Here is a 24,550-nt window from a genome sequence, read left to right as displayed (position 1 = left end):
CTTATTTCGGCAGCGGCGTGGACACGCCCTTGACGTGCCAGTTCATGGCGATGATCTCGGGGTCGGCCATGGTCGCACCCGATGCGACAGCTTCGCTGCCGTCAGCCTTGGCGATCGGCCCGGTGAAGGGCGAGAAGCTGCCATCGGCGATCTTTGCCTCGATCTCCTTGATCTTGGTCATCACGTCCGCCGGAATATCAGGATTCCAGTCGACCACCTCGACGACCTTGTCGGCAACGCCGAGGAAGGCATTGGCGCCCTTGAACGTACCGGCGAGATGGGCATCGACCGAAGCCTTGAAGAACGGTGACCAATCCGTCGCGACGCAGCCAAGATAGGTCTTCGGCGCATATTTCTTCATCGAAGAATTGAGGTTGAAGGCATAGACGCCGGCTTCCTCGCAGGCCGAGATGACGGAAGGCGTGTCCTGGGCGTTGGAGAAGATCACGTCGCACTTCTGCGCAATCAGCGCCTTGGCGGCTTCCTGCTCCTTGGCCGGGTCGAACCATGAGTTCACCCAGACCACCGAGACCTCGATATCGGGCTTGACGGCCTGGGCGCCGAGCGTAAAGGCGTTGATCGAGGTAATGAGCTCGGGGATGGCAAAGGCGGAGACAGAGCCGAGTTTGCCGCTCTTGGAAAGTGCTGCCGCAGCCATGCCGAGCAGGTAGGTGCCCTGGAAATATTTGGCGGCGAAAGGCGAAAAGTTCGGAGCGACCTGGAAGCCGGAGGCGTGCAGAACGGTCACGCTCGGATCGCGACGGGCGATCTGCAAGGCGCCGTTCTGATAGCCGAAAGAGCCGGCGACCAGGAACTTGTTTCCGTCGGCGACGGTCTTGTTCATGATGCGGTCGGCGTCCGGGCCTTCGGCGATATTCTCGAGCACGGTGACCTTCACCTTGTCGCCGTAAGCGGCCTTGATCGGCTCGAGGCCGGCGGCAAGTGCGTGCCCCCAGCCAACGTCGCCGACGGGCGAGGGGATTACCAGCGTAATGCCGAGGGGCTCGTCGGCGGCAAAAGCAAGGCGGCTGCCGAGCACACCGGCAAGGCCGGTGGCGGCAGCGGCCGTCATGAGATTTCTGCGGGTCAGTTTGGTCATGGTCTCAGTTCCCTCTTTTGGTATTTTTAAAATTCCACGGTGGATAGTGCGGCCTCGGCGTCAGCTGACAGCTTGGCTTCGTCGAGCCCAGGAAATTCGCCCTTCTGCCAGACGATGCGGCCATTGATCATGGTCATATCCGTCGCCATGCCGATGCCGACGCGGGCAATCAGGCTCAGCGGATCGTGGCGCGTGCCGACATAATCCATGCGCCGAGTGTCGATCGCAAACAGGTCGGCGGCCATGCCGGGCGCAAGCCGGCCGATATCGTGCCGGCCGAGCAGGCTGGCACCCCCGGTGGTGCCGTAGCCGAGGAAATCGACCGGCAGCGGCACGGGATGGGCACGGCTGGAGGAGACGAGGCATTGCAGCATGTAGGCGGAGTGCAGGCAGTGCATCAGGTTGGAATTGTCGTTGGAGGCAGCCCCGTCGCAGCCGAGGCCGACGCGCAGGCCGAAGGCTGCCATGGCGGGAGTGTCGGTGACCTCAGCGCCGACCAGATAGACCGGTTCCGGGCAATGCGCGACACCAGTGCCGCTGGCCGCCATCTTCCTGAGTTCGTCGTGGGTCAGCTCCCAGCAATGGGCATAGAAGGTGTCAGGCCCGGCAAAGCCGAGTTCTTCCAGATAATCGACCGTGCGCATGCCATGGCGAGCCTGAATGACCAGGCTTTCGCCTTCGCCGACATGGGTATGCATCATGACGCCGCGATCGCGCGCCAGTGCCACGGATTCGACAAAGGTCTCGCGGTAGCAATTGACCGGCTGGCAGGGCGCAACCACAACCTGGCGCATGCTGAAGGGGCTGGTATCGTGATAGGCGTCGATCAGCCGGGCGCAGTCGGCGATAAATTCGTCGGTCGTTTCCAGCATCTCGTCGGGAATGGTCGAGCCTTCCGACTTTGGCAGAGTATTGCCACCGCGGCCGGCATGGAAGCGCATGCCGAGCAGATCGGCTGCTTCGAACTGGCGGTCGATCAACCGCTTTCCGGCGTGCCGGGGGAAATTATATTGGTGATCCAAGGCCGTGGTGCAGCCGTGCTTGATCATCTCGGCCATCGCCGTGACGGAGGCGTGGTAAAAGCATTCCTCGTTGAGCTGCGAAAAGATCGGGTAGATGCGGTCCAGCCACTCGATCACCAAGAGCTTCGTCCAGTCGAGATCGGCGCGGTTGCGCACGAAGCACTGGAAGAAGTGATGATGGGTGTTGACGAGGCCCGGATAGACGAACCAGCCGGCAGCATCCTGAACGGCCGTGCCGGCAGGCAATGCGTCCGCCCGCAGATTTTCGCCGATCGCCACGATTGCCGGACCGTTGGTCAGGAGATCGACATTGCGATGGGCGACCGGCCCCTTGCCCTCGTCGACAATCACGGCTGCGCAGTTCTTCAGGAGATAGCCGGCCATCTCACGCCTCACCCGGCTCGATCTGGGGTTCGGGCTTCAATTCGTGCAGCCGGTGAATGCCTGGCATCTCGATAAACTTGTCGAGGGCGCGTAGCGCGCGGGACCAGAGCCGGATCGCAGGATAGGCATCCAGCGTGACGCCGCCATCAGGCGCCAGCGCGACATAGGGAAAGCAGGCGATGTCGGCAATTGTCGGCCGGTCGGCGGCGAGGAAACGTATGCCGCGAAGGCCCTGCTCGACAAGCCCGGCTTCAAGCTCGCGAAGGGCGGCGATGCCCTGGGCCTGCAGTGCATCGATATCGCCCGGCCGGAGCAGCATTTCATGGAGCCGTGCTGCCCCGAGGCTTGCCGTCAGCCGGCCGGAGAACGACAGCCATTGCTGCACCCGCGCCGCTTCCTCGGCCTTACCGCTGCCGAGCCATTCGGGTGCTGCCTTGGCGGCGAGATAGACAAGGATCGCCGACGACTCGGTCAGGATCAGGTCGCCATCCTCCAGTATCGGAATGGAGCCTGCCGGGTTGAGCGCAAGCAGCTCCGGGCCGCGATGCTCGCCGCCCGGATGGAAATCCACCGGTCGCAAGTCAAGCTTCACGCCGGTCAGCGCCGCCATCAGGCGCACCTTGTAGCAACTGGGCGAGAGAATATAGTCGTAGAGCTTCATTGCGCCACCAGCTGTGCGCCGTAGGTATAGTTGTGACGCTTCAGCCAGCGCCGGTAAGCGATCGATGTCAGATCGGCCCGCGTCGGAATTTCCATGCCGGGGTCGAGCGGCAGCAGCCGCGGGATCTGGTTTTCGAGGATCGAACGGTCCTGCAGGAAGATCGTCTGCTGGAAATGAATGAGGTCGGTCATCGCGGTCTCGTCGTCGAAGAGCGCCATCCACGGCCAGACGTCGCAGAGGTCCTCGGCCAGCGGCTGCACGAAGAGCGTGATGACATCCCATTCGCTCGGGCACGGCGGGCAGGTCTTGTAAAGCACGGAGCAGGTGGGCGCCGGCACGCGGTACATGTATTCCGTCGTGATCCCGCCACTTGCCGACTTGGCGGCCTGCGGCTGGTAGAATTTCACCTGCGTCGCCCAGACCTCGTCTTCTTCCTCGCGGATCTCGACCTTGTAATTCTGGACCTCGGTATGCGGCTCTGCGCCGAGAATGTCGGTGTGGACAAAGGGGAAATGGGCGATGTCGAGGAAGTTCTCGACGGCACGCAGAGGCGAGCAGCGCACCCGCACCACGCCGACATCGACGAAGCGGCGGCCTGGCTGATCGGCCTCGGGAATGGGGAAAAGCTCCTTCTGCGGCTGGCCGAGGGACGACCAGACATGACCGTAACGGACGCGCACCGGCAGAACACGCCCATCCACGCCCGACACCTGCGCATTGCCATCGGCATCGCGCGCCACGTCGATCGGCTCGCCCATCAGCGCCGTTTTACGGCCGGCGCTGTCGAGCTGGCTGAAAAGCCCGACCGGATACCATTCGTCGATCATCGCCTGCATGGTCATTGCGCGATCTCCTTTTTCTGAAGACCCTCAGCCCGGCGCCGCAGGCTTTCGGCGACCCGTGAAGCGTCGATGCCCGCGGCAAGGCCGGTATCACCCTTCAGCAGTACATGGATCAGCGTCTGTCCGTCTTCTTGGGCGGATAATAGCAGACAGATGCTCCCGGTGGGTGCCCCGATCTCGACAAGACCATCAGGGCTCGCCTTGCTGCCGGCCGCCGCCTCGATTGCGGCGATGCCGGCGAACGCCGTCAGGGAGCGCAGGGGAATGAGGCCCTCGAGCCTCGGCGGCTTCGATACGGGCGTGCCCACGGCCACCCAGATCACACTGTCCGCTTCCTCGACGTCATGGGTGGCGACGCGGATGGTTTCCGGTGGCGTCAGCCCCGGATGGGCGGGAATGCGCAGACAATTTCCGGCCTGGCCATAGCTCCAGCCGTGATAGATGCAGGAGAGCGCCTCGCCGCGCACGAAGCCGTGAGACAGGCGCATGCCGCGATGCGGACAGCGATCCGACGATGCCGATATACGCCCCGAAGCGCTGCGCCACAGGGCAATCGATCCGGCCGCCGTCCAAGCCGGCATGACGGTTCCGGCCGGCAAATCCCGGGAAAGGGCGACTGGCGTCCAAAAGCCCGTCGTATCGGAAGGCATGACTAGAATTCCCAAACAAAACCAAATGCTTGCCGATCGAGTCCCGCGTCGGCGTCGAGGCAATTCGGCCGCAACCCCATCAGGTTTGCATAATTATTTCGCATTGGCAACATTGAGTAAATAATATGCACGGAGGAAATATCCTACAGCCCGGCACTCGGTCTTTTCGCGCTGAGCGCTGTGCGTTCTATCCTCTCGACCCATACGTCGATAGGCCCGAGAGAGCATCCCATCTCCATCATGTCGATCAGCTCTTCCGGCCCAGCAACCTCAAGTTCGATCCGCATGGGACTCGTATGAGAAATGGTGTGCGAGAGCCCAAGCTTGGCAGCGTGGCGCCGGATCCAGGGAACGAAGGAGGCCGCCTCCAGATCACCGACAATCGCCATCCGCTCCAGAAGGTGGTTTGTATCTTTTTCTGTCATAAGATGTTCGACCTTGCCTTGCCACACCATAGCGCCTGATTGAACTTGCGGAAGAAGTTATCGTCAAGGCGAGGAAATGGGCCGCCGCCGACCCGGCGATTCAAGTAAGCTTCTCGACTGCAGATATCTCCTTACGCCCGCGGAGTCTCGCTCTGCTGCCCGCGCGAATTTGCGACAGTTTGCGACAAATTCCCCATGCCGCGGCACAGTTGTGCGACAGCGATGAGCTATTCCTGGCGAGTAACCGCCGCGTCCAGACATTGGTTTGAAAGTCCAGGAGGAGAGCACAAATGGCAGAGCAAAGTCCCGCAGATTCTCAAGGCGTTTGTGTGACGCGTCGAGCGGTCCTTGGCACCGGTGCCGGTGTTGCAGTCGCTACGATGCTTCCACTGCAATCCGCTGCCGCCCAGGAGATTTCCGTTCCGAATGAAACGGGCACGACACTCTTCGTTTCGACGACAGTGAATGGACAGACCGTCGCTCTCGATATTGACTCACGCGCATCGCTTCTTGACCTGCTGCGCGAGCGCCTTGGCTTCTCAGGAACAAAAAAAGGCTGCGATCATGGCCAGTGCGGTGCATGCACGGTGCACCTCGACGGCCGAACCGTAGTGTCCTGTCTGACGCTTGCGGCGAAAGTGGCGGGGCGTCAGGTGACCACCATCGAAGGGCTGGCCGACGGCGATACACTTCATCCGATGCAGACCGCCTTCATCGATCACGACGCATTGCAGTGCGGATACTGCACGCCGGGCCAGATCATGTCCGCCGTCGCATGCGTTCGACATGGTCATGCAACGGACAAAGCCTCGATCCGCCAATTTATGAGTGGAAACATCTGTCGCTGCGGCGCGTATGCCGGGATTGTCGCTGCCATCGAAGATGTGGCAGCCAATTCGAAGGAGGGCTGAAGATGCGAGCTATCGATTACACCCGGGCGGACAGCCTCGAAGCAGCCGTCGAAGCCTTTGCTGCGGTCGGCCTGGACGCGCGCTACATCGCCGGCGGCACAACGCTCTATGATCTGATGAAGCTCGGCGTGGAGCGGCCAGCGCATCTTATCGACGTTACCGGCATCATGGGCCTCGATACGATCGACACCGACGGCGACGTACTGCGGTTCGGTGCCTTGGCGCTGATGAGCGACGTTGCTTACGCGCCGGCAGTGCAGGAAGGATATCCCATCCTGTCTGAGAGCTTGCTGAAAGCAGCCTCGCAGCAGCTGCGCAATATGGCCACAGTTGGCGGCAACCTGCTTCAGCGAACCCGCTGTCCCTATTTCCGCAACGGCGCCGGGTCGCTGTCTACAGTCGGCGTGTACCCCTGCAACAAACGTGTGCCCGGTTCCGGTTGCGCGGCAATCGGCGGGTTGGACCGAGGCCATGCGATCCTTGGCGTGAGTGACGCTTGCATCGCGGTCTCACCGGGCGACTGGCCTGTGGCGTTGACGGCCCTGGGTGCATCGGTCGAAATTCATGGACCCACAGGAACGCGCACCGTGCCCATTTCGGACTTCTACCGGCTGCCCGGCGATACGCCCCATCTCGAATTCAATATAGCCCCAGCCGAATTGATCACGGCCATTACCGTCCCGAAAGCGCCAAGCCGTTCCTCGACTTATCACAAGATTCGCGACCGGGAGAGTTTTGCGTTCGCGGTGGCATCCGCCGCAGTCGTAGTCGAAATGGAAGGAGCCGATGTCCGAACGGCCCGCATTGCACTTGGTGGAGTCGCAACGATCCCATGGCGAGCGCAGAGTGCCGAAGAGACGTTGCGTGGCAAGCAATTAACGCCCGAGCTCGCCCTTGAAGCTGGTCGGGCCGCATTCAAGGATGCGCGCCCGGGCCAGCACAACGCCTTCAAGTCCGACCTGGGAGCCCGGGTTGTTGCCGATGCCTTGATGATTGCCGCAGAAAGGAGAGCGTGATGCCGTCACAAACCTTCTCAGAAATCGCCCGCGTCGACGCCAGGGATAAGGTACAGGGCCGCACGACGTACGCAGCCGACATGAGGCTGCCCGGCATGCTGCATGCGATGCTGGTCCCTGCCACCATTGCGAAAGGCAAAGTCACAAAAGTTGACGTCACCGCGGCGACCAAAATCCCCGGTGTCGTTCATGTCCTGTCCATCGGCGATTTCCCCTCACTTCGTCCACAAATATCGTTTCGTGGGCAGCCAATCGCGTTGGTTGTCGCTGAGACGATCGAGGCCGCGATCGAAGGTGCCGAAGCCGTGTCAGCTGACTACGAAGCGGCGCCATTTCTGCCCGTGATGACCAGTCCTGGTGCACAACGCGTCCCGGCAGAGGGGTTCAGTACAGGCGACGTCGACAAAGCGTTTCAAAATGCGGGCGTCATTGTCGAGGGCACTTTCGAGACGCCAACCCAGCACCATAACGCCATGGAATTGTTCGGGACCGTCGCAGAATGGTCTAACGGGCGACTGACGGTCCATGAGGGCTGCCAGAATATTGAGGCGGCCAAGGGCGCACTCGTTAAAGCCTTAGGACTTGCTCCAGACCAGGTTGCGGTCAAATCCGAACATGTCGGAGGCGGGTTCGGGCAGAAATCTCCTCCCAAGCTTCAAACCGCGTTGGTTGCCCAGGCTGCCAGGTTGACGGGGCGGCCGGTTAAGCTGGTCACACCGCGTGGGCAGCTGTTCCATATCGCCAATTACCGGCCGCGCAGTGTTCACAATATCCGTCTCGCCGCCGACGCGCAGGGGCGATTGGACGCCATCCTCTATGATGTGGTGCAAGAAAATATCCCTGACGGCGGATTCCGCTCAAGCGGTTACCATGAGGATATCGCGCGTCTTTATGCCATCGAGAATTTTCGAGCGACGGCAGGCGATATCCATATCGACCGCCAGATGCCGCGACACACCCGCGGGACGCATCCGTTCCCTGCCGGGTTTGCGCTGGAGAGCCTGATCGACGAGATGGCTTACAAGCTCGGCAAAGATCCGGTTCAACTTCGTCTCGAGCATGAAGCAAAGAACGACATTATCGCTGGTCAGTCGCTGTCGCCGCATTTCTTGAATGACTGCCTGCTGGAAGGTGCAAGGCGCTTCGGCTGGAGCCGGCGAACACCTGAACCGGGATCGATGCGACTAGACGACGGCACGATGGTCGGATACGGGGTCGCATGCGGGATCTTCGGGGCGTCGGGGTCAGCTGCCGAGACGACATTGCGGGTACGTGCGGACGGCACGACACGGGTGATTTCGTCCGGGCATGAAATGGGCCAGGGTATCCGGACTGCGGTCGCAAACACGATCCTCCAAGGACTCGACATCAACCCCGATCGTCTAGAGATTTTGCTTGGGGATACGACTGTCGGTCCGCAGATGATGACCGTTGGCGAGCGCGGCACGGCCAGCATCATCCCTGTCACGGCGAAGGCTGTCAGGGCGTTGCGCGCCCGCTTCGATGAGCTTGCAGGTCCGAACCCGCCGGCGGGCAATTTGCATGAGCAACTGGCGCGCCTGAAACGTCCCCAGATCGAAGTGGTGGTTTCGGAGGTCGCGCCCGGGCAGGACGCCTCCGCTCTTGAAGCCTTTCGAACCGGGGGTCGCGCAGGTGCCGGCCCTGAATACCCGGGCTTTACATCAATGAGTTACATTGCCCAGTTCGTCGAAATTCATATCGAACCCAGAACGGGCCGCATCCGCATGCCGCGGGTGGTCAGCATTGCCGACGTCGGCCGGGTCGTCAGTCCGGTGACCGCTCGTGGACAGATGTATGGCGGCGTTGTCTGGGGTTTTAGCACGGCGCTCCGCGAGGAGACAGACGTCGATCCGCGGTTTGCCGGCTACCTCAACGCTGATTTGGCCGACTACCTCATGGCGGTTAACGCCGACATCGGTGACATCGACGTTGGCTTCATCGACAAACCGGACACGATGGTCAATTCGGTCGGCGTCAAGGGCATGGGCGAACTCGTCATGCTTGGCACCGCTCCTGCGATCGCCAATGCGATCTACCATGCAACGGGCAAACGCGTCCGCAAGCTGCCGATCCGCATCGAAGATGTCCTTTGAAGGACTTCGCCGCCAAGCACCGCGTCATGCGAGTTCAAATGGCAGTTCTGTATTGCTCGACGGATCGCCACTGTCGTTGTGGCGCTCCCACGTAGAATTTGTCCCATGGCAAACCTCTTCAGGATTGAAGATGATTGCACCATCAATATTCGAGGTCCAACATCTCGAAATCCTGATTGCCAGATCGTCGCGTCGCGTTATGCGGTATCCCTATGTAAAGCTCTCGCGCCAATCGCCAATGGCGGCTTCCTTGGCCCCATCATAATCTGGGCAAGCAAAAGAGGGGAGGCTCGATCTCAAGGCGACTATAAGAGGCCCTCCCAAGTCGTGTGGGAAAATGGGTGTGGCCGAACTTGCTGTGAAACTTTGTTACATTTTTTTCGATGCGCGAACAGAACTCTTCTGCAACAATAGCCTCAGAGGTTATGCAAATGCAGAACACGTCGCACGTCGTGGTCGTCGACGATCACGGCGATATCCGGGATCTGGTTCGACAGTATCTGGAGCAGCAAGGATATAGAGTGAGCGTCGCCGAAAGCGGCGCGGCCCTTCGACGCCTGCTCGAGCGCGAGCGCCAGGTGGTGGACCTGATCATTCTCGACGTCATGATGCCGGGCGAGGATGGGTTGAGCGTGTGCCGCCAGGTGCGGGCCGCGACTGACATTCCGATCATTTTCCTGACCGCATTGGTCGAAGATACCGATCGTATCATCGGACTGGAACTTGGCGCCGACGACTACGTCGTGAAACCCTTCAATCCACGGGAGCTTCTCGCCCGCATCAGAGCCGTCCTTCGGCGTGCCACTAACCCGCTGACACAGCAGCGCATGACGCAACAGCAAAGGACGGTGCGCATCGGCAATTGGCGCGTGAACATGGGGCGTCAGGAAATATCTGGCGACGATGGCGTCGGTATTCCGTTAAGCACTGCCGAATTCCGCCTGCTGAAAGTCTTCATCGAAAGGCCTGGCCTGATCCTGAGCCGCGAGCAGCTGCTTGATCTGACAGTCGGCAGGACGGCGGACATCTTCGATCGCAGCATCGACAATCAGGTGAGCCGGCTGCGCAAGAAAATCGAAGAGAATCCCAAATGCCCATCGATCATCAAAACGCATTGGGGTGGCGGCTACAGCCTGGCCGCTGAGGTAGCATTCGAATGAACCACGTCTGGAACAGAAGCCTCGCGACGCAACTCATTGCCTTTACCCTTGCGGCCTTGATCATTTCCCAGGCGCTGACGTTTCTGATTTCCTGGAAGGAGCATTCCAAAGCGCTCGACGCTGCAGCCAAGAGCGAGTTTCTTAGTCGGGCACGCACGATGACGCGTCTTGTAGAAACTATTCCTGCCGAATATCAAAAGCAGGCCCTGCTGGCGAGCGAGACGAGGGATTCGCGTTTCTGGGTGACGGATCGTGAAGCGGAGGACCCTGCCACATGGCGCCTGACGGCTGCAGCCGAGTTTTCCCGACCTCTGGAAAACTTCGTGGACCTCGTCAGGATCTTTCAAGACGGTTCAGCCAAGACGCAGATCCCAGATGCGAAGAGGGTCGCAGCGTCAAACGGCGGGGAGGGGTGGCGCGTTCCAATGCAGAGCCTCTGGGCGCTCCCGCAGCCGATCAAATATGTCTATTTCGACGGCTCGCGGGGCTATGGCCTTGTCATCAAGGTCGACGATAGGACGTGGCTGAACGCCGCATTCTATATGCGACAGACCGGAGGCTGGTGGACCTCCACGTCGCTCGCCTCGCTCAGCCTGACGGCACTCATCCTGGCTTTGCTCGGCGTGTTCTTCGCCAGCCGCATATCAAGGCCGTTGCGGCATCTTGCGACCTCGGCCGAAGCCTTGGGGCGGGGAGAAAACCTGCCGCCGCTTTCGGAAGAAGGACCGGAAGAGGTCCGGCGCACTGCCGAAGCCTTCAACAAGATGCAAGGTCGGCTGCACCGTTTCCTTGAAGACAGAACAAAGATGCTGGCCGCGATCGGTCACGATCTGCGAACGCCCCTGACGACCTTGAGACTGAGGACCGAATTCGTGCAGGATCAGGAGATCCAGCGAAAAATGCTGTCGACGATCGATGAACTTCAGGGCATGACCGAGGCCGCCATTTCTTTTGCGCGTGGCGAATCGACGGAAGAGGAAACGCGCGACATCGATCTGGAAGCGCTGGTTGGAAGCATCTGCGACGACCAGTCCGATCTGGGCAAGCCCGTCAATTTCGTCGAAGGCGCGAAGTTGACCTATCGCTGCCGGTCGGATGGTCTCAGGCGCGCTGTGAGAAATCTCATAGAAAATGCCGTACGCTATGGCGGAGAGGCGCGGGTCTTCATCCGGCACACGGCTGCGACCATCGACATCGTCGTCGAGGACCGCGGTCCAGGCATTCCCGACCTTATGAAGGAAAAGGTGTTCACGCCGTTTTTCCGGCTCGAGGCTTCGCGCAACCGCGACACCGGCGGGATTGGACTTGGACTGTCGATTGCGCGTGCTGCAGCAAGGCAGCATGGCGGTGACATTTCCTTCGTAACAGGCGGCGGCGGCATGCAAGCCGTTCTTTCCTTGCCACGCGACGGCCGGGTGGAACCGCCAGCGGTCCCGAAGGGGCGTGATTGGAAATCCCTGCGCGGGTCGATCGGGCTCCGTGCGCCGAACCTGGCCGAGAAGCCGTCAAAGCCGCGGACGCAACATTAACCCCGGCGCCGTTGCGCGCAAAGTCTTATCCTCAGGCTCATGCATAGCGATCGAAAGTGCACCTCGAAAGACGTGCTTGTAGCGGTGTCGCAGCCTCACCGCTTATGCCGCGACACTTGATTACATTTTGACTCGTCTTCGGCAAAGCTCTGCGACAAGGCCGAACTAACCTTCCCCTCATCAAGCACAAGGCGCGAACCAGACGCGCGTCTTTCAATCGTCGCTTCGGCGATCGTCGGCTGGCCGCCCTGCGCTTCCAGCCCCCCGATGGGACCACGGGCCAGTCGACCGACGCGCGATCAATATGGAAAGGAAAGGTCATGGCAGATCAGAACAACAGCTACAGGCTTGAACAACACAGCATTTCAGCGATCGCCAGAGGAGTGTTGGCCGACATCATTCTGTTTGCCTCCCTCATCTCACTGACGGCCGTCATCAGCCTGGCGGGTAATTGATGGTGGTTGATACAACTGGTTACAGTTTTGCTCGCCTTCGGCACACCCGTGCGACAGAGCCGACTTACTTTCCCGCCGATCGCGATCCTGGTGGGCGCAAGGACGCCCACCTCGCGTGAAGACCGTTCATAGCCGCGCAAAGGTGTTCGACGATGCCAGCCAAATGCTTTTCGACCGTCTATGTTGCCATGATTTTTTGCCTCCCAGCCTTGCTTTCAAGTTGCAACGCTGACGTGGTGGCACAGGAGCGGCCAGCTCGTTCGAAACCTGAAGTCAGCGCGCAGACCTTGCATCGCCAGGCAGTGACACTGACGACAGAATTGGCGGGCCGTACCGGTGCACAAATGGTTTCGGAGGTCCGCCCTCGCGTGTCCGGCATCATACTCAGGCAAAGTTTCGATGAGGGCGGCTTGGTAAAAGCCGGAGACGTCCTTTACGAACTTGACCCCATGCCGTTTGAGGCCTCCTACCGCAATGCCGAGGCTGCTGTGCAGCGGGCCGAAAGTGCCCTTCCGAGCGCCCGAGCGCGCTCGCAGCGCTATGAGAGCCTGAGTGCGAGCAGTGTCGTCAGCCGCCAGGATTTCGATGAGGCACGAACACAGATGCTGCAGGCCGAGGCGGACGTCGCCGCTGCCAGGGCAGCTCTTGAAACCGCCCGCATCGAACTCGAATATGCCAAGGTCCGCGCCCCGATCAGCGGGCGTGTGGACGCTTCAAATGTCACCGAGGGTGCGCTGGTTACCGAAGATCAGGCGTCGCCAATGACGACGATCCGCCAGACGGACATCATCAATGTCGACCTTGTGCGCTCGAGCGCCAGCCTGCTCGCGCTTAACAAGGCGCTCGCGTCGCAGGATATCAAGGCACAGGAAGGCTCGGTGACCGTCGAACTCCGGCTCGAGGACGGCAGCAAATACGGCCATCCCGGAAAGTTGCAGTTCCGCAACGGTGCCGTATCGCAAACGACCGGCATGGTTCTGATGCGCGCCGTCTTCCCCAATCCGGAAGGCGCGCTCCTGCCCGGGATGTATGTGCGGGCACTCGTTGAAGACGGCTATGTCGAAGATGGCGTGCTCATTCCGCAGCGCGCGGTCTCGCGCAATAGCCGCGGAGAGGCCACGGCGCGTTTCATCAGCGCCGACGGGAAGGTCGAGGAACGTGTTCTGGCCGTCGAGCGCGGTATCGGCAACAATTGGTTGGTGACCGCTGGCGTCGGGGAGGGTGATCGTGTCGTCGTCGAGGGCCTCCAGAGGGCGGCGATCGGCGAAGAGGTCCAAGTCACCGCAGTGACCGTCGATAACGAGACGGGGGAGTTCGTTGCCGTCGCCGAGGCGGATCGGCCATCTGCAGGAAAACCCGCAGAGGTTTCCGTGCGGTTGCCTGACGCCGTAACGCGGTGAGGCGGCGCCATGTCGCGTTTCTTCATCAGCCGCCCGATCTTCGCATGGGTGCTTGCAATCGCCGTCATGATGACAGGCGCGATCGCAATCACCACCTTGTCCATATCGCAGTATCCGCAGATTGCTCCCACGTCGGTTCGCATCACCGCCAATTATCCGGGCGCCGACGCGAAGACCGTCGAGGACTCGGTGACTAAGGTGATCGAGCAGGGCATGACGGGCATCGAAAATCTGGACTATGTGTCCTCGAACTCGTCCTCCACCGGCGAGGCGTCGATCACATTGACCTTTACGAGCGCCGCCGATCCCGATGTGGCACAGATGCAGGTCCAGAACAATCTCCAGCTCGTCCAGGCACGTTTGCCGAGTGCGGTCCAGGACACGGGGCTGACGGTATCGAAGTCGACGTCCAGTTTCTTCCTGATCGCCTCCTTCCTGTCTGAGGACGACAGTCTGTCCGGAACGGATATCGCCGACTTTGTCGACAGCTCCCTCATGGACTCGTTGCGGCGCGTACCAGGCATTGGCGAGGTGCAACTGCTTGGCTCCTCCCGCTATGCCATGCGCATCTGGCTTGACCCCGACCGGCTCGCCCAGCATGGGCTTATGGTCACTGATGTGACGCAAGCGATCAGAGCGCAAAACACGCAGGTGTCCGCCGGTCAATTCGGGGCTCTGCCGCAGCGGCGGGGCCAACAGCTCAATGCCACCGTGACTGCGGGAAGCCGTCTCCAGAGCAAGGAGCAGTTCGAGGCAATCATCCTCGCGCGCGCTTCCGATGGCTCGGTCGTGACATTGAATGACGTTGCTGAGGTCGAACTTGGCTCCGAGAGTTATACCACGAGCGGAACCTATAGCGGTCATCCCTCCGCAGGCGTCGGCTTCCGCCTGGCGGCCGGCGCAAATGCGCTTGAAGCTGCGGAGGCGGTGCGCGCCGAGATCGAAAGCTACAGAGGTAGCTTCCCTCCAGGCGTAGAGGTCAAATATCCCCTCGACACGTCTCCTTTCGTGCGCCTGTCGATCGAGAGCGTCGTGGTGACATTGATCGAGGCTGTCATCCTCGTCTTCATCGTCATGTTCGTTTTCCTGCAGAACCTGCGCGCGACGATCATCCCGACGCTTGCGGTACCTGTGGTGCTGTTGGGGACCTTTGCCGTCATGGCTGTGTTCGGATACTCGATCAACACACTCACCATGTTCGGCATCGTTCTTGCGATCGGCCTTCTCGTTGATGACGCGATCGTCGTCGTCGAGAATGTCGAGCGGGTCATGGAAGAAGAGGGGCTCGGGCCGCGCGAGGCGACCTTGAAGTCCATGGGTGAAATCAGCGGCGCCCTGATCGGTATCACGACCGTGCTGTCGGCGGTTTTCATCCCCATGGCCTTCTTCTCTGGCTCTGTTGGAATCATCTACCGGCAGTTCTCGATCACTATCGTCTCGGCAATGGTGCTCTCCGTTCTGGTGGCCCTGGTTTTCACGCCGGCGCTTTGCGCCACGATCCTCAGACCGCCCGGATCCGAAAAGGCCGCGCCGTTTCGCTGGTTCAATGCCGGCTTCCGGAGGTTCACCGCACTTTACCAGCGCGCCACGCTTTCGATCGTCCGCCGGATCGGCGTGGCGCTCGTCCTGTTTGCGGCGCTATCGGGCGCGACCGTCCTGCTTTTCGCGAGGTTGCCGACCGCTTTTCTGCCGGAGGAGGACCAGGGCAGACTGATGACCTCGATCCAGCTTCCGCCGGGAGCGACGGCTGACCGGACGCGGCGGGTGCTGGACCAGGTGCTCGAATACTACCTGACCAGCGAGGCAAGCTACGTCGACGGCGTATTCGGCGCTACCGGCTTCAGCTTCGGTGGCCAAGGGCAAAATGTTGCGACAGTGTTCGTCGCTTTGAAGGATTTCGATCAGCGCTCGGCACCCGAAGCCTCTGCGCAGGCGATTGCCGGACGTGCGATGGCAGCGTTCAGCGCCATTCACGATGCGCGTGTCATTGCCTTGTCGCCACCCGCCCTGCCGGGCTTCGGAAACAATAGCGGCTTCGATTTCTTCCTGCGTGACACCGGTAGCGCCGGGCATGAGGCGCTGATGGCGGCTCGTAACCAATTTCTCAGGACAGCTGCGGCGAATGAGAGGTTGTCGGGCACCAGGCCGAACGGCCAGGAGGATACGCCGCAATATTCCGTTTCGATCGATCGCGGGCGGGCGAGCGCGCTCGGCATTACGCTTTCGGATATCGATGCGACGCTGTCGACGGCTTGGGGAGGCAGCTATGTGAACGACTTCGTCGACCGCGGGCGGGTCAAACGTGTCTATGTCCAGTCAGATGCGTCTTTTCGCATGCAGCCTGCCGATTTCGACCGCTGGCATGTCCGCAACGATCGCGGGGAGATGGTGCCGATTTCGGTCTTCTCGACGGGACGGTGGGATTATGGCTCGCCACGGCTCGAGCGATACAATGGCGTGTCGGCGGTGCAGGTTCAGGGCGCGGCCGCGGCCGGAGTAAGCTCCGGTCAGGCGATGGCGGAGGTCGAACGTATGGTGGGAGAGCTGCCTGCGGGTTTTTCGCACCAATGGACGAGCCTTTCGGCTCAGGAACGGCTTTCCGGCAATCAGGCCGCATACCTCTACGCCATTTCCGTCGTGGTCGTCTTCCTGGCGCTTGCGGCGCTCTACGAGAGCTGGACGGTGCCGTTCTCCGTCATGCTTGCCATTCCCGTCGGAGTCTTCGGGGCACTGGTTGCGGCAAGCACTTTCGGACAGTCCAATGACGTCTATTTCAAGGTCGGGCTTTTGACGACGATCGGTCTTGCAGCGAAGAACGCCATCCTGATCGTGGAATTTGCCATTACCGAGGAAGCCGGCGGGAAGGGATTGGTGGAGGCGACGCTTGAGGCCGCGCGCCAGCGGTTGCGGCCGATCCTGATGACATCCTTCGCTTTCATCCTTGGCGTCCTCCCGCTCGCCATCGCCGACGGCGCGGGTTCCGGTGCCCAAAACTCGATCGGTATAGGGGTCATGGGCGGCATGATATCGGCGACAGTTCTCGGCATATTCTTCATCCCCATGCTCTTCATCGTGACCCGGCGATTGTTCAGCCGCGGACCGCATCCCAAGCCTTACGCGGATGCGGGAGTAAGCGCTCCCGCCGAATAGGAGTGCATATCGACCGTCGGCGAGCGGCGACCGCGAAGCCGCACTCATCGACTTTCTTGAATACGCTTCGCCAGATGAGGGTCACGAACATGCAGATGGCATATCTCCACGGCGCGGCACCGCAGCTGCTCAGCGTTTTGCGCATCATCGCCGCGACATCATTCTTCACGCATGGAATGATGAAATTGTTCGGTTGGCCGGCACCGTTCGAATATCCGCTGAATGCGCTGTTTCTGGCGGCCGGCTTTCTTGAAGTCATCGGTGGTGTGCTTCTGGTGATTGGTCTGTTTTCTCGCCAAGTCGCTTTCCTGCTCTCCGGCCAGATGGCCTTTGCTTATTTTATTGGACACGCTTCACAGGGCTTCTTTCCCGCCCTCAATGGAGGCGAGACCGCGATGTTGTTCTGCTTCCTCCTCCTCTACATCGCCGCCGCCGGCCCAGGACCATGGAGCCTCGACGACGTGGCTTCGAAGGCACCACCCGTGCAGCAGGCAGGTCCGTCTAACTGACTTTTGCGGGCGAGGTGGCGCTTGATTTATGTCATCGACGGTCCGCTGAGATTCTCCACGGGCGAGCGCGCCCTCCGCGGAAGTGCGACAGATTGATACAAAGTGCGCGATCACTGACAAATCCATCAGACAAGTTCGCGCTAGATTTCGGTCGGACCGGTTCCTTCATCCCCCACAACCAAGGACCGGGATCCCCCGCATCGGCAGCCTGACCCCACGGTTGCCGATGCCCCCTTCACGACGAAGAAAACCTGCCGTTGCTCCGGACCTCGAGAGGATCTGATATGAACGAGATGGTAGCCATCACTCCGCTTCCTGCACCTGTCCAAGCGAGGATGTCGGACGATCCGTCAGAGATTTTGCGCTTTGCCGTTGAGTGCTTCGATCGAGGAGAGGTCGCGATCGCAACACTCGTCGACATTCGAGGAGGGGCAGCTCGTTCTCTGGGTTCGTTGGTTGCGGTCGCTGTTGACGGCAGCTACTGCGGCTATGTCTCCGGCGGCTGCGTGGAGGCTGCGGTTGCTTTCGACGCACTCCTTGCGATTGCCGAGGGCCGGGATCGGACTATGATGTTCGGCCAAGGCTCTCCCTTCTTCGACATAGCCCTGCCGTGCGGCGGCGGCATCACCGTTGCAATCCATGTCTTGCGCGACATTTCGGCGCTCCGGCTTGTCCTCGAACGCCTGGAACGGAGGCAGCCGGTTGGCCTTCGTTATGTGCCGTCCCATCAGTCTCTCGCGGCAGTGGATCCGCCTGTTCAATCTGGTTGGTTTGAAGACGAGTTTCTGTCGGTATTCCTTCCGCGAACCCGCATCCTGATCTCGGGTCGTTCGCTCGAGGCGCGGGCCACGGCCCGCTGTGCAAATATCCTGGGCTACGATGTGATCCGGATCGAGAACGGCACCCACTATGTCGCGAAAATGATCGACGCCTTCACGGCCGTGGTACTTTTGCATCATGATCTCGAGGCTGAAGCGCCGCTTCTCGGACTGGCGCTCAGCTCGCCGGCATTCTACATCGGTGCCCTGGGCAGCATGAAAACGCACAGCAAGCGTGTCGAATTGCTGACGAGATCTGGTTTTGCCAGGACCGACATCGATCGGATCAAGGCACCGATCGGGCTGTTCGGCCCGGCGCGCGACTCGACCTCCCTCGCTCTTTCGGTGCTCGCTGACATTGCCGCGATGAGGCAAGGCATCCGTGAGTCGTGAGGCCGTTGATACGAGCTCGCCCCCGCACTCTTGCCGGCCCGATGGAAAGTGCCGATTGTCGGATCTGCTGTCCGCCTCCATCATGCTGTTGGCTCGCAGGCACTGGGCGAGGGATGATCCGATCACGATTGCAGCCGGCCCGCACGAGCGACATCATGCGTTGGAGTAGCGGCAGTCATATTGTCCGGCGGCACCCTCGAACGCCAGGACATACGAGGCGGCAGCCCGCGTTGAGCGGTAGTTCGGTTCTCGCAAGGTCCACGTTTCAGGCTGAACTTGACCGCTTGTAGTGGCTAGTGATCCAGCAATGACAAGGGATCTCCTGTTTTTGTGCTGTCGCGCGGATCTTGCGATCCCTCTCGAAAGTTCTTAGGTCACCCGAGGTCTTTGCATTCTGCAAACTCCGTGCTCGAGAGACCGACATGATCCTCACCCTCGCAGGTGTCAGAAAATCCTATGCCACTGCCGATGGCCCGATCGAAATCCTGAAGGGCGTCGATCTGGAAGTCGCCGCGGGCGAAACTGTTGCGCTCACCGGAGAGTCCGGCAGCGGCAAAAGCACATTGCTGCATCTGGCAGGCGGGCTCGACCGTGCAGACAGCGGCTCGGTCGTGATGGATGGCAGCGATCTCGCGCAATCTGCAGAAACCGATCGGGCCCGATACCGGAGAACGAAGGTCGGCCTGGTTTTTCAACAGTTTAACCTCATCCCATCCCTGAGCGTCGCAGCCAACATTTCATTTCACGCCAAGCTTGCAGACCGGTACGATCACGCTTGGGAAAGGCAGTTGATCGAAGAACTGGGGCTGCGCGAACACACCGCCCGATATCCCGAGCAGCTTTCCGGAGGGCAACAGCAGCGCGTTGCAATCGGGCGGACCTTGGCTGCTCGACCTCCTCTCATCCTTGCGGACGAGCCGACGGGCAACCTGGATGAGCAAACCGGCGATGCCGTCCTCGATCTGATGCTCAATCTCGCCCGGACAGTGGGATCGGCTCTGCTTCTCGTCACTCACTCCACCAGGCTCGCAGTTCGTCTGGACCGAACGGTGGTCCTTCGCGGTGGGAAGATCGCCGAATGAACTTCGTTGCATTCGCAGCCCTGCTGTCACACTGGCGTCGGAGACCTCTCCAGCTTCTGACGCTGGTCACGGGGGTTGCGCTTGCGACAGCGCTCTGGTCCGGCGTTCAGGCAATCAACGCCGAGGCGAGAGCGAGCTATGCCCGGGCGGCATCGGTTCTGGAGCAAGGCGACCTCCGGCAGATCGTCGCCAAGGATGGTGACGGCATAGCGACTGAGGTCTATGGCAGCCTGCGTCGAGCGGGCCTGAATGTTTCGCCCGTGATTGAGGGCAGCTACCGCTTCGGAAGCATAAGGATCCGTTTGGTCGGCATCGAGCCTCTGACGATGCCAAGGGACACCCAGAATGCGACGATCGCCAGCGGTTCAGATCTATCCGGCTTCTTTTCAGCCAGCGGACAGTTGCTCGTGTCGAGCGCCACTGCCGAGCGGCTTCGTGGCGCCACGAACATGAGCATCAAAATCAATGGCAACGTTCCCGACGGCGCCGCCTTCGTCGATATAGCGGTCGCCGATCGATTGCTCGAGAAGCACGGGAAGATCGACCGACTGGTGGTCGCAGCCGATCAAAAGATCACCCCCGAAGCAATCGATCAGGCGAGATTGACGATGCGCGAATCGGCGGAACAACCAGACGTCGCACGCCTCACAGACAGCTTTCACCTCAACTTGACCGCCTTCGGCTTCCTTTCGTTCATCGTCGGGCTCTTCATCGTGTATTCGGCCACGGGCCTGAGCTTCGAGCAGCGTCGAGGCACTTTTCGTACACTTCGATCGCTTGGTGTCTCCCTTCGAGCATTGACCACGATGCTCCTGATCGAGCTTTCGATGCTGGCGCTAATGTCGGGGTTGATCGGGGTCATACTCGGCTACGTCATCGCGTGGCTTCTGATGCCGGGTGTCGCCGCGACCCTCAGGGGCCTCTACGGCGCGAATGTGTCAGGCTCGCTATCCATTCGGCCGGAATGGTGGTTGGCTGGACTGGCAATTGCTCTCGGAGGAACCGCTGTCTCGTCAGCTCAGAGCCTGTGGCGGGTTTGGAAGCTGCCGGTTTTGGCTGCCGCCCAGCCGCGAGCGTGGGCGAGACAATCCGCCGGATCCCTTGCCTATCAGGGGGGAGGCGGGGCGCTTCTGCTGATCCTGGGGGCTATGCTGGCGATTACTGCGTCCGGGCTGGTAGCGGGCTTTGCGGTTCTTGGCTGCCTACTTCTGGGAACAGCACTGATGCTGCCCGGACTTCTTGCGGTCATCCTGACCGCAGCGCAGCGAACGGCGCGGAGCGCCCTCATGGAGTGGTTCTGGGCAGACACCCGCATGCAGCTTCCCGGCCTGTCGCTGGCTTTGATGGCTCTGCTACTGGCATTGTCGGCGAACATCGGCGTCGGTACGATGGTATCCAGTTTCCGGTTGACGTTCATCGGCTGGCTGGATCAACGGCTGGCCGCCGAGCTTTACGTGACGGCGAAGGATGAGGAGGAAGCGGCACGGCTCCGTGCTTGGCTTCCGCAACGCTCGACGGCAGTCCTGCCTATCTGGACCGTGGATGGCGAGGTACGTGGCGAACAAATCCAGATCTTTGGTGTCGCGGACGATCCAACTTACCGAGAGCACTGGCCCCTGATCGCGTCCGACAATGACGTTTGGGATAAGATCGCTGCCGGTCAGGGCGCTCTCGTCAACGAACAGATGTGGCGTCGCGGCGCAAGTAAGATCGGCCAGCCATTGGTCATGCCTGGAGGTTGGAGTGTAACCGTGGCCGGCGTGTACTCTGACTATGGGAACCCGAACGGGCAAGTGATCGTCGGGATCAATACCCTGGTCGATCATTACCCCGATGTCCCGAAACTCCGCTACGGCGTCCGAGTGGCTCCCGAGCGAGCTCAGGATCTCAAGCGCCAGTTGGTCGAGGAGTTTGGTCTGTCGGATACCGCGATCGTTGACCAGGCTTCGCTCAAGCGACAATCGAGAGCGATCTTCGACCAGACATTCAAGGTGACGGGCGCGTTAAACGTCCTCACTCTTGCTGTGGCAGGATTTGCCATGTTCTCAAGTCTTCTGACACTGTCTGGTATTCGGCTTCCTCAACTCGCGCCGGTGTGGGCCATGGGTGTACGGCGACGGGATCTGGCGCTTTATGAAGTTGCCCGGACACTTGCGCTCTGGTTCATAACATTTGTGGCGGCCGTCCCGGTCGGTCTTGCCCTGGCGTGGGTCTTGCTTGCGATTGTGAACGTGGAGGCCTTCGGTTGGCGATTGCCAATGACGGTGTTTCCGATGGATTGGCTTTGGTTGGGAGCAATCGCCTTCATAGCGGCATCGCTGTCGGTGCTGGTGCCGGTTCGGCGTCTGGCCTCGATTAATCCTGCGGACCTGATGAGGATTTTCGCCAATGAACGTTAGAAAGTTGGCGTCCCTCCTGATGGGGACCGCCATGATTTGCGTAAGCGGTCAGGCGTTCGCACAAGGCTTCGCCGGATTGGGATCGGATGCGCAAGGTTTTGCGATCCCGGAGCGTGGCAATGGTCTTTCTTTCCCCGCCGACCATGGCGCTCATCCTGATTACCGCATTGAGTGGTGGTATGTGACCGCCAATCTCAACGGTGATGATGGCAAACAATATGGGGCGCAGTGGACGCTGTTTCGCTCCGCGCTGGCTCCGGGAAACAAGACAGGTTTCGCAGATCCGCAAGTCTGGATCGGGCATGCAGCGATCACCACCCGGGGCCATCACTATGTAGCGGAGCGCTTGGGCCGGGGAGGCGTCGGGCAGGCGGGCGTTCAGGCAACGCCATTTCGCGCGTGGATAGACGACTGGCGGATGGAGGACAGCGAGCAAAGCGACTCGGACTCCTTTGGCAACCTTTCAGCCTTCGCCGGCGGGCCGGACTTCAGCTATACCTTAGACCTCAAGGCCGATGGGCCACTCGTTCTCCAAGGTGACAAAGGCTTTTCGGTAAAATCGGCGAACGGACAGGCGAGCTACTACTACTCGCAGCCTTTCTATGAGGTGGCGGGGACGATCACGACGTCCGGATCGCCGGTTAAGGTCACCGGCAAAGCTTGGCTGGACCGGGAGTGGTCGTCGCAGCCGCTTGCGTCCAATCAGACGGGCTGGGACTGGTTCTCACTGCACCTGAATTCCGGCGAGAAACTGATGGCTTTCCGCCTTCGTGACGACAAGGACGGGTTCATCTCCGCGAACTGGATATCCGCGGACGGGCGAACGACACCTCTGTCGAAAGACGACATCCAGCTGCAGCCAGCTCGGAACGCAACCGTCGATGGCCGCCAAATGCCGGTAGAGTGGCGTATACGTGTGCCGGGTAAGTCGCTCGATATCACGACCAAACCGTTGAACGACCAGTCCTGGATGGCGACCTCGACGCCTTATTGGGAGGGGCCGATCAACTTCACGGGCTCTACGTCAGGCGTCGGATATCTTGAGATGACCGGCTACTAGCTGTTACCTTTCACAGGGTAAGAGCTCCTTCGTTGAAGGATGCAAGCTCGCCAGCCCTTCGGCAAATTCCTACAGGATTGATCGGAGTCTGGCCTATTCAGTAAGCGTCCGGTGGTGTGATCAGCGTTTCAGGGTTGATCCGTCTGAATGGATCGGGCGGCCAAGCGTTGACGAAGGTCCTGAAGCGGTCGATGAAGCTCTTGTTCGCCGGCGTGTCGGCTCCCGACGAGGACCGCCCGGATGCGGCAGTGGGGTTGAGCTAAGCAATCGGCGAAATTCATTTACAAATGGCCGTAAGTGACGTCGCGCGATCGACATGAGCCTAACACTCCAGCGTAGTTCCATAATTCAGCTTATGCCACATTGCGCCATCTGGAGTTGCATACCCTCTTGCAGACGCCTCGCGAAAAATCTTGCAACATACTGATAAATAATGATAATTACGAAATTTCTTCAGAAAAGATGCACGCCGGAGAGGATTCTTGCTTCCTCATTTCCTCAATCGTTTTTAACGCAGGGTGGCACAGAAGCCAGCGTCGTTGGCCGAAAGGTTGTCCGCTTGCAAGAGGATGACGAGGACTTAGGCGGAGGACCAACGAAAATAGTTGATTGCCGCTCTCATCTTTAGTACCGACCTATCACCCGGTTAAAGGATGTCACGTGGCTATACTCCCGATGCAAGATCCGCCTCGCACGGCTGAAACTTTTGTCGCCGAAAATTTAGGTCTTCTGATAGAGCGGAACGAAATTCTCTGCGACGTCAGTCTTAAATTTCCGGCAGGAGAAGTTGTCGCGCTGGTCGGCCACAACGGCTCCGGAAAATCAAGTCTTCTCAAAATGTTAGCTCGCCAGCTTGCGCCGAGCACTGGATCGATCTCTTACGGGAACCAGGATCTGAGGATGTATAGCGACCGCGCCTTTGCGCGTTCGGTCGCATATCTGCCCCAGGATATCACGACCGGATCGGAAATGACGGTCCGCGAGCTTGTGGGATGCGGTCGTTATCCCTGGCACGGAGCGCTCGGCCGGTTCACCAAGAGCGATGAAGAGAAAGTCGAGGAAGCCCTTCGCGCCACGCATATCGAGACGTTCGCCGACCGTATCATGGGAACACTATCGGGCGGTGAGCGGCAGCGAGCCTGGATTGCGATGCTGATCGCTCAGGATGCTCGCTGCCTGTTGCTCGACGAACCGACTGCGGCACTCGACGTTGCGCATCAGGTCGAGGTGCTCTCACTTGTGCGACGCTTGGCGCATGAAGGTGGAAGGAGTGTCGTCATCGTTCTCCACGACATCAACATGGCCGCTCGCTTCTGCGATCGGATCCATGCATTGAAACGCGGTCGCGTGGTTGCCAGCGGAACACCGAGCGCGATTCTCGCGCCGGACACGCTGCAAGAGATCTATGGGATCGACATGGATGTGATCTCCGCGCCCAACCTGCCCTATCCGCTCGCCTATGTTTGCTGAG

The 24,550-nt window shown here is 60.3% G+C and carries 20 protein-coding genes; 14 read left to right on the top strand and 6 right to left on the bottom strand.

From position 1 onward, the window contains the following. Position 1: 1 nt before the first annotated feature. From OIU37_RS31645 to OIU37_RS31620, 6 genes are all read right to left on the bottom strand, one after another. Positions 2-1,099 carry a BMP family ABC transporter substrate-binding protein gene (locus tag OIU37_RS31645; protein WP_264259787.1) on the bottom strand — a complete coding sequence of 366 codons (1,098 nt, stop codon included), beginning with the start codon at positions 1,097-1,099 and terminating at the stop codon, positions 2-4. A gap of 26 nt (positions 1,100-1,125) precedes the next feature. Further along, positions 1,126-2,505 carry an amidohydrolase gene (locus OIU37_RS31640; RefSeq protein ID WP_264259786.1) on the bottom strand — a complete coding sequence of 460 codons (1,380 nt, stop codon included), beginning with the start codon at positions 2,503-2,505 and terminating at the stop codon, positions 1,126-1,128. Between the two features lies 1 nt (position 2,506). Then, positions 2,507-3,166 carry a glutathione S-transferase family protein gene (locus OIU37_RS31635; protein ID WP_180697085.1) on the bottom strand — a complete coding sequence of 220 codons (660 nt, stop codon included), beginning with the start codon at positions 3,164-3,166 and terminating at the stop codon, positions 2,507-2,509. Next, positions 3,163-4,008, bottom strand: coding sequence for an aromatic ring-hydroxylating dioxygenase subunit alpha (locus OIU37_RS31630; RefSeq protein WP_264259785.1), 846 nt, complete (start codon positions 4,006-4,008; stop codon positions 3,163-3,165). Before OIU37_RS31630 ends, OIU37_RS31635 begins: the two co-directional genes overlap by 4 nt. Continuing rightward, complete coding sequence (locus tag OIU37_RS31625) at positions 4,005-4,658, bottom strand: Rieske (2Fe-2S) protein (RefSeq protein ID WP_264259784.1); 654 nt, start codon at positions 4,656-4,658, stop codon at positions 4,005-4,007. The genes OIU37_RS31630 and OIU37_RS31625 overlap by 4 nt, the downstream gene beginning before the upstream one ends. A 143-nt stretch (positions 4,659-4,801) precedes the next feature. Next, positions 4,802-5,083 carry an acylphosphatase gene (locus tag OIU37_RS31620; protein WP_264259783.1) on the bottom strand — a complete coding sequence of 94 codons (282 nt, stop codon included), beginning with the start codon at positions 5,081-5,083 and terminating at the stop codon, positions 4,802-4,804. A gap of 290 nt (positions 5,084-5,373) precedes the next feature. On the opposite strand from OIU37_RS31620, the gene OIU37_RS31615 reads away from it, so the two are divergent. The 14 genes from OIU37_RS31615 to OIU37_RS31550 all read left to right on the top strand — a co-directional run bounded on the left by OIU37_RS31615 (position 5,374) and on the right by OIU37_RS31550 (position 24,549). After that, entirely contained in the window at positions 5,374-5,994 is a 621-nt protein-coding gene (locus OIU37_RS31615) for a (2Fe-2S)-binding protein (protein WP_264259782.1), read from the top strand. A 2-nt stretch (positions 5,995-5,996) separates the two neighbouring features. Beyond that, positions 5,997-7,010: a xanthine dehydrogenase family protein subunit M gene (locus OIU37_RS31610; RefSeq protein ID WP_264259781.1), complete on the top strand. Its 1,014-nt coding sequence runs from the start codon at positions 5,997-5,999 to the stop codon at positions 7,008-7,010. Then, on the top strand, positions 7,010-9,124 hold the full coding sequence (locus OIU37_RS31605; protein WP_264259780.1) for a xanthine dehydrogenase family protein molybdopterin-binding subunit: 2,115 nt from the start codon (positions 7,010-7,012) through the stop codon (positions 9,122-9,124). Before OIU37_RS31610 ends, OIU37_RS31605 begins: the two co-directional genes overlap by 1 nt. A gap of 431 nt (positions 9,125-9,555) precedes the next feature. Next, positions 9,556-10,284 carry a response regulator gene (locus tag OIU37_RS31600; protein WP_180697078.1) on the top strand — a complete coding sequence of 243 codons (729 nt, stop codon included), beginning with the start codon at positions 9,556-9,558 and terminating at the stop codon, positions 10,282-10,284. Beyond that, positions 10,281-11,813 (top strand): ATP-binding protein, encoded by a 1,533-nt coding sequence (locus OIU37_RS31595; RefSeq protein ID WP_180697077.1) that lies wholly within the window; start codon positions 10,281-10,283, stop codon positions 11,811-11,813. The genes OIU37_RS31600 and OIU37_RS31595 overlap by 4 nt, the downstream gene beginning before the upstream one ends. Before the next feature lie 320 nt (positions 11,814-12,133). Continuing rightward, a complete protein-coding gene (locus OIU37_RS31590) occupies positions 12,134-12,268 on the top strand; it encodes a hypothetical protein (RefSeq protein ID WP_017961896.1) in 135 nt (44 codons plus the stop codon). 152 nt (positions 12,269-12,420) lie between these two features. Continuing rightward, a complete protein-coding gene (locus OIU37_RS31585) occupies positions 12,421-13,668 on the top strand; it encodes an efflux RND transporter periplasmic adaptor subunit (RefSeq protein WP_180697076.1) in 1,248 nt (415 codons plus the stop codon). A 9-nt stretch (positions 13,669-13,677) separates the two neighbouring features. Continuing rightward, positions 13,678-16,818 carry an efflux RND transporter permease subunit gene (locus OIU37_RS31580; RefSeq protein WP_180697075.1) on the top strand — a complete coding sequence of 1,047 codons (3,141 nt, stop codon included), beginning with the start codon at positions 13,678-13,680 and terminating at the stop codon, positions 16,816-16,818. Between the two features lie 89 nt (positions 16,819-16,907). Continuing rightward, complete coding sequence (locus OIU37_RS31575) at positions 16,908-17,327, top strand: DoxX family protein (RefSeq protein ID WP_264259779.1); 420 nt, start codon at positions 16,908-16,910, stop codon at positions 17,325-17,327. A gap of 284 nt (positions 17,328-17,611) precedes the next feature. Then, a complete protein-coding gene (locus OIU37_RS31570; protein ID WP_264259778.1) occupies positions 17,612-18,538 on the top strand; it encodes an XdhC family protein in 927 nt (308 codons plus the stop codon). A 422-nt stretch (positions 18,539-18,960) separates the two neighbouring features. After that, a complete protein-coding gene (locus OIU37_RS31565; protein WP_180697073.1) occupies positions 18,961-19,620 on the top strand; it encodes an ABC transporter ATP-binding protein in 660 nt (219 codons plus the stop codon). Then, positions 19,617-22,019, top strand: coding sequence for an ABC transporter permease (locus OIU37_RS31560; protein ID WP_264259777.1), 2,403 nt, complete (start codon positions 19,617-19,619; stop codon positions 22,017-22,019). Before OIU37_RS31565 ends, OIU37_RS31560 begins: the two co-directional genes overlap by 4 nt. Continuing rightward, the gene (locus tag OIU37_RS31555) at positions 22,009-23,079 is read left to right on the top strand and encodes a lipocalin-like domain-containing protein (RefSeq protein ID WP_264259776.1); all 1,071 of its coding nucleotides are present in this window, start codon (positions 22,009-22,011) and stop codon (positions 23,077-23,079) included. The genes OIU37_RS31560 and OIU37_RS31555 overlap by 11 nt, the downstream gene beginning before the upstream one ends. Positions 23,080-23,754: 675 nt before the next feature. Next, on the top strand, positions 23,755-24,549 hold the full coding sequence (locus OIU37_RS31550) for an ABC transporter ATP-binding protein (RefSeq protein ID WP_180697184.1): 795 nt from the start codon (positions 23,755-23,757) through the stop codon (positions 24,547-24,549). The last annotated feature ends 1 nt before the right edge of the window (position 24,550 follow it).

Origin of the sequence: Rhizobium sp. BT-226, assembly GCF_025847085.2 — a bacterium.
GTDB lineage: Bacteria > Pseudomonadota > Alphaproteobacteria > Rhizobiales > Rhizobiaceae > Rhizobium > Rhizobium sophorae.
This window is presented reverse-complemented; position numbering and strand designations above follow the sequence as displayed.

Excerpts from the sequence above, each read along its gene's own strand:
- OIU37_RS31605 (WP_264259780.1), top strand. The coding sequence starts at position 7,010 with ATGCCGTCACAAACCTTCTCAGAAATCGCCCGCGTCGACGCCAGGGAT.
- OIU37_RS31585 (WP_180697076.1), top strand. The coding sequence starts at position 12,421 with ATGCCAGCCAAATGCTTTTCGACCGTCTATGTTGCCATGATTTTTTGC.
- OIU37_RS31635 (WP_180697085.1), bottom strand. The coding sequence starts at position 3,166 with ATGAAGCTCTACGACTATATTCTCTCGCCCAGTTGCTACAAGGTGCGC.
- OIU37_RS31600 (WP_180697078.1), top strand. The coding sequence starts at position 9,556 with ATGCAGAACACGTCGCACGTCGTGGTCGTCGACGATCACGGCGATATC.
- OIU37_RS31575 (WP_264259779.1), top strand. The coding sequence starts at position 16,908 with ATGCAGATGGCATATCTCCACGGCGCGGCACCGCAGCTGCTCAGCGTT.
- OIU37_RS31560 (WP_264259777.1), top strand. The coding sequence starts at position 19,617 with ATGAACTTCGTTGCATTCGCAGCCCTGCTGTCACACTGGCGTCGGAGA.
- OIU37_RS31565 (WP_180697073.1), top strand. The coding sequence starts at position 18,961 with ATGATCCTCACCCTCGCAGGTGTCAGAAAATCCTATGCCACTGCCGAT.
- OIU37_RS31570 (WP_264259778.1), top strand. The coding sequence starts at position 17,612 with ATGAACGAGATGGTAGCCATCACTCCGCTTCCTGCACCTGTCCAAGCG.
- OIU37_RS31550 (WP_180697184.1), top strand. The coding sequence starts at position 23,755 with ATGCAAGATCCGCCTCGCACGGCTGAAACTTTTGTCGCCGAAAATTTA.
- OIU37_RS31580 (WP_180697075.1), top strand. The coding sequence starts at position 13,678 with ATGTCGCGTTTCTTCATCAGCCGCCCGATCTTCGCATGGGTGCTTGCA.
- OIU37_RS31625 (WP_264259784.1), bottom strand. The coding sequence starts at position 4,658 with ATGCCTTCCGATACGACGGGCTTTTGGACGCCAGTCGCCCTTTCCCGG.
- OIU37_RS31630 (WP_264259785.1), bottom strand. The coding sequence starts at position 4,008 with ATGACCATGCAGGCGATGATCGACGAATGGTATCCGGTCGGGCTTTTC.
- OIU37_RS31640 (WP_264259786.1), bottom strand. The coding sequence starts at position 2,505 with ATGGCCGGCTATCTCCTGAAGAACTGCGCAGCCGTGATTGTCGACGAG.
- OIU37_RS31610 (WP_264259781.1), top strand. The coding sequence starts at position 5,997 with ATGCGAGCTATCGATTACACCCGGGCGGACAGCCTCGAAGCAGCCGTC.
- OIU37_RS31595 (WP_180697077.1), top strand. The coding sequence starts at position 10,281 with ATGAACCACGTCTGGAACAGAAGCCTCGCGACGCAACTCATTGCCTTT.
- OIU37_RS31555 (WP_264259776.1), top strand. The coding sequence starts at position 22,009 with ATGAACGTTAGAAAGTTGGCGTCCCTCCTGATGGGGACCGCCATGATT.
- OIU37_RS31615 (WP_264259782.1), top strand. The coding sequence starts at position 5,374 with ATGGCAGAGCAAAGTCCCGCAGATTCTCAAGGCGTTTGTGTGACGCGT.
- OIU37_RS31590 (WP_017961896.1), top strand. The coding sequence starts at position 12,134 with ATGGCAGATCAGAACAACAGCTACAGGCTTGAACAACACAGCATTTCA.
- OIU37_RS31620 (WP_264259783.1), bottom strand. The coding sequence starts at position 5,083 with ATGACAGAAAAAGATACAAACCACCTTCTGGAGCGGATGGCGATTGTC.
- OIU37_RS31645 (WP_264259787.1), bottom strand. The coding sequence starts at position 1,099 with ATGACCAAACTGACCCGCAGAAATCTCATGACGGCCGCTGCCGCCACC.